This window comes from Pseudomonas sp. P5_A12 (assembly GCF_056400685.1).
This window is the reverse complement of sequence record NZ_JBFUKU010000380.1, coordinates 1-4,233: the sequence shown is the minus strand read 5'-3', so window position 1 is coordinate 4,233 and position 4,233 is coordinate 1. Positions and strand designations below refer to the sequence as shown.

At 59.7% G+C, this 4,233-nt stretch carries 7 protein-coding genes; all 7 read left to right on the top strand.

Annotated features, from left to right (window positions below; translation table 11 throughout):
• A partial coding sequence (locus AC1DSG_RS28300; RefSeq protein WP_477793821.1) for a FliM/FliN family flagellar motor switch protein occupies positions 1-183 on the top strand: 183 nt, incomplete at its 5' end.
• 30 nt (positions 184-213) lie between these two features.
• Positions 214-630 (top strand): flagellar biosynthetic protein FliO, encoded by a 417-nt coding sequence (gene fliO / locus AC1DSG_RS28295; RefSeq protein WP_477793822.1) that lies wholly within the window; start codon positions 214-216, stop codon positions 628-630.
• On the top strand, positions 630-1,388 hold the full coding sequence (fliP, locus tag AC1DSG_RS28290) for a flagellar type III secretion system pore protein FliP (protein WP_027922366.1): 759 nt from the start codon (positions 630-632) through the stop codon (positions 1,386-1,388). The genes fliO and fliP overlap by 1 nt, the downstream gene beginning before the upstream one ends.
• Positions 1,385-1,654: a flagellar biosynthesis protein FliQ gene (fliQ, locus tag AC1DSG_RS28285; protein ID WP_477793820.1), complete on the top strand. Its 270-nt coding sequence runs from the start codon at positions 1,385-1,387 to the stop codon at positions 1,652-1,654. Before fliP ends, fliQ begins: the two co-directional genes overlap by 4 nt.
• 3 nt (positions 1,655-1,657) lie before the next feature.
• Positions 1,658-2,443, top strand: coding sequence for a flagellar biosynthetic protein FliR (gene fliR, locus AC1DSG_RS28280; RefSeq protein ID WP_477793819.1), 786 nt, complete (start codon positions 1,658-1,660; stop codon positions 2,441-2,443).
• Between the two features lie 3 nt (positions 2,444-2,446).
• Positions 2,447-3,586 (top strand): flagellar biosynthesis protein FlhB, encoded by a 1,140-nt coding sequence (gene flhB / locus AC1DSG_RS28275; protein ID WP_477793818.1) that lies wholly within the window; start codon positions 2,447-2,449, stop codon positions 3,584-3,586.
• 279 nt (positions 3,587-3,865) lie between these two features.
• A partial coding sequence (locus tag AC1DSG_RS28270; RefSeq protein ID WP_477793817.1) for an FHIPEP family type III secretion protein occupies positions 3,866-4,233 on the top strand: 368 nt, incomplete at its 3' end.

Below are 4,233 nucleotides of genomic sequence, written 5' to 3'. Positions count from 1 at the left end.
AACCTGCTGCAACTCAACCAGGGGTCGGTGATCGAGCTGGATCGCCTGGCCGGCGAGCCGCTGGACGTACTGGTCAACGGCACGCTGATCGCTCACGGCGAAGTGGTTGTGGTCAACGAGAAGTTCGGCATCCGCCTGACCGACGTGATCAGCCCAAGCGAACGCATCAAGAAGCTGCGCTAAGTGAAAAAGCTTCTGGGGTTTGTGCTGTCGATGCCGTTCAGTGTGCTGGCTGCCGAGCCGGTAGCGACCGCTGCTGCGGCGGCCGCACCGGCGGTCAGCAGTGGTGTGGCCGGGCAATTGACGCAATTGGTGTTCGGCTTGCTGTTGGTGCTGGGGTTGATCTTCTTCCTCGCCTGGTTGTTGCGCCGGGTCCAGCAGGCCGGGCCGGCTGGCAAAGGGCAGGTGATCGAACTGATCGGTTCCCGTGCGCTGGGTCCTCGTGACCGTTTGATGCTGGTGCAAGTCGGCAACGAGCAGATCCTGCTCGGCCTCAGCCCTGGCACCATCACCGCGCTGCACGTGCTCAAAGAGCCGGTGCAAGTGCCGGGCGGAACTGAAAAAGCCACTCCGGAATTTGCCCAGCGTCTATTGGAGATGCTCGGCAAGGATCAGAAGGATAAGAAGTAATGGGTGCGTTACGCATCGTCTTGACGCTGGCCCTGATGCTGGCCGCGCCGCTGGCGTTCGCCGCCGATCCGTTGTCGATCCCGGCGATAACCCTGGGCACCAACGCCAATGGCGCTCAGGAATATTCGGTCAGCCTGCAAATCCTGCTGATCATGACCGCGCTGAGTTTCATTCCGGCGTTCGTCATGCTGATGACCAGCTTCACCCGGATCATCATCGTCTTCTCGATCCTGCGCCAGGCCCTCGGCTTGCAGCAGACGCCGTCGAACCAGATCCTCACGGGCATGGCGCTGTTTCTGACGCTGTTCATCATGGCGCCGGTGTTCGACCGGGTGAATCAGGACGCCTTGCAGCCGTATCTGGCGGAAAAACTCACCGCTCAGGATGCCGTGGCCAAGGCTCAAGTGCCGATCAAGGACTTCATGCTGGCGCAAACGCGCAGCAGCGATCTTGAGCTGTTCATGCGCCTGTCCAAGCGGACCGATATCGCCTCGCCGGATCAGGCGCCGCTGACCATTCTGGTGCCGGCGTTTGTCACCTCCGAGCTGAAAACCGCGTTCCAGATCGGCTTCATGATCTTCATTCCGTTCCTGATCATCGACCTGGTCGTGGCCAGTGTGCTGATGGCGATGGGGATGATGATGCTCTCGCCACTGATCATTTCCCTGCCATTCAAGATCATGCTGTTCGTGCTGGTGGATGGCTGGGCGCTGATCATCGGCACGTTGGCGAGCAGCTTCGGCGGTGTGTCGCCATGACGCCGGAAGTGGCGGTAGACCTCTTTCGCGAGGCGCTGTGGCTGACCACCATGATGGTTGCGGTGCTGGTGATTCCCAGCCTGTTGGTCGGCCTGTTGGTGGCGATGTTCCAGGCCGCTACGCAGATCAACGAACAGACCCTGAGCTTCCTGCCGCGCCTGCTGGTCATGCTGGTCACGCTGATCGTAGCCGGCCCGTGGCTGGTGCAGACGTTCATGGAATACATCCTGCAGCTGTACGGCAGTATTCCTCAGGTCATCGGCTAAATCATGCCGTCGCTGTTGCAGCTGACCGACATACAGATCAGTACTTGGGTGGCGACGTTCATGTTGCCGCTGTTTCGCATTGGCGCGCTGCTGATGGTCATGCCGGTGTTCGGCACGACCCTGGTGCCCAAGCGTGTGCGTTTGTATTTGGCGCTGGCGATAACCGTGGTGATTGCGCCGGGCCTGCCGCCGATGCCGCCGGTCAACGCGCTGGACTTGAGCGGGCTGTTGTTGATTGCCGAGCAGATTCTGATTGGCGCGGTGCTGGGCTTTTCCTTGCAGCTGTTCTTTCAGGCTTTCGTGATCGCCGGGCAGATTGTCGCGATCCAGATGGGCATGGGTTTCGCCTCGATGGTCGACCCCACCAACGGCGTTTCGGTGGCGGTGATCGGGCAGTTTTTCACCATGCTCGTGACGCTGTTGTTCCTGTCCATGAACGGCCACTTGGTGGTTTTCGAAGTGCTTACCGAAAGCTTCACCACCATGCCGGTCGGCAGTGGTTTGATGGTCAACCATTATTGGGAGCTGGCCGGCAAGCTTGGCTGGGTACTGGGCGCGGCGCTGGTGTTGGTCCTGCCGGCAATCACCGCGCTGCTGGTGGTCAACATCGCGTTTGGCGTGATGACCCGAGCGGCGCCCCAACTGAACATCTTCTCTATCGGGTTCCCGCTGACATTAGTGCTCGGGTTGTTCATCGTCTGGGTCGGGTTGGCGGACATTCTCAATCAGTATCAACCGCTGGCCACCGAGGCTTTGCAGTTTTTACGTGAACTGGCACGGGCGCGCTGAGTCATGGCTGAGAGCGAAAGCGGTCAGGACAAAACAGAAGACCCCACGGAGAAACGCAAAAAGGACTCCCGGGACAAGGGTGAGATTGCGCGTTCCAAGGAGCTCAACACCCTGGCGGTCATGCTCGCCGGTGCAGGCGCACTGCTGATATTTGGCGGTGCCCTGGCACAAGAGATGATGGAACTGATGCGGATGAACTTCACGCTCTCGCGGGAAGTGATTATGGATCAGCGCAACATGGGCACTTTTCTGCTGCATTCGGGGCAGATTGCGCTGGTGGCGATTCAGCCGGTGATGATCACCTTGCTGCTGGCCGCGTTGATCGGTCCGATTTCCCTCGGTGGATGGTTGTTCGCGGCCGGCTCGATGGCGCCTAAGTTCAGTCGCATGAACCCCGGCGCGGGGCTCAAGCGAATGTTCTCGGCCAAGGCTCTTGTCGAGCTGCTCAAGGCGCTGGCGAAGTTTTTTATCGTGCTGTTCGTGGCGCTCTCCGTGCTGTCTTCCGACATCGACGACTTGATGCGCATCGCTCACGAACCGTTGGATATGGCGATCATTCACAGCTTGCAAGTGGTCGGCTGGAGCACTTTGTGGATGGCCTGCGGGCTGATCATCATTGCCGCCGTCGACGTGCCGGTGCAGCTGTGGGAGAGCCACAAAAAACTGCTGATGACCAAGCAGGAAGTGCGCGACGAGCACAAGGATCAGGAAGGGCGGCCCGAGGTCAAACAGCGCATTCGCCAGTTGCAGCGCGAGATGTCGCAACGGCGGATGATGGCGGCGATTCCCGAGGCAGACGTGGTCATCACCAACCCGACACACTATGCAGTCGCCCTCAAATACGATCCCGAAAAAGGCAGTGCGCCGGTGCTGCTGGCCAAAGGTAGCGACTTCCTCGCCCTGAAAATCCGTGAAATCGCCGTGGCCAACGACGTGCTGCTGCTCGAATCACCAGCGCTGGCGCGTTCGATCTATTACTCCACTGAGCTTGAGCAGGAAATTCCGGGTGGGCTGTATCTGGCGGTCGCTCAGGTATTGGCTTACGTCTACCAGATCCGCCAACACCGTGCGGGCAAAGGCAAACCGCCTGAGCCGCTCAAGGATGATCTGCCGATTCCACCAGATCTGCGCCGCGATTCCTGACCCCTGTAGCGGCTGCCGATCCCGCCGGATCTGCGCCGTGATTCCTGACCCCTGTAGCAGCTGCCGAGCCTGCGTCCGGCTGCGCAGCAGTCGTCGATTCTTGACCGCGCGACCGCTTCGCAGTCGAACGCAGCCTCGCAGGCTCGGCAGCTGCTACAAAAAAACTCCAATCAATCCCTCTATTTACCGCCTCTGCAAAAGTTGGAAGGCTTCTTGCAATAGCCGCCCTGCGCCTGCTTCAGGCGTCAAAAGTTTGCTTTAAAGGAACGGGGAAAACCGGTGGATCGCTCTCAGTTATTCAACAATGCCCGCACAAACGTTGCCGACTTGAGTCGGGGCAATCTGGGTGTGCCGTTGTTGTTGCTGGTCATGCTGGCCATGATGATGCTGCCAGTGCCGCCGTTCCTGCTCGACGTGTTCTTCACGTTCAACATTGCGCTGTCCATCGTCGTGTTGCTGGTGTGCGTCTACGCCTTGCGGCCACTGGATTTTGCCGTGTTTCCGACCATTCTGCTGGTGGCGACGCTATTGCGACTGGCGCTGAACGTGGCTTCCACGCGGGTGGTGATGCTCCACGGTCAGGACGGTCATGACGCCGCCGGCAAGGTGATCCAGGCCTTCGGTGAGGTGGTGATTGGCGGTAACTA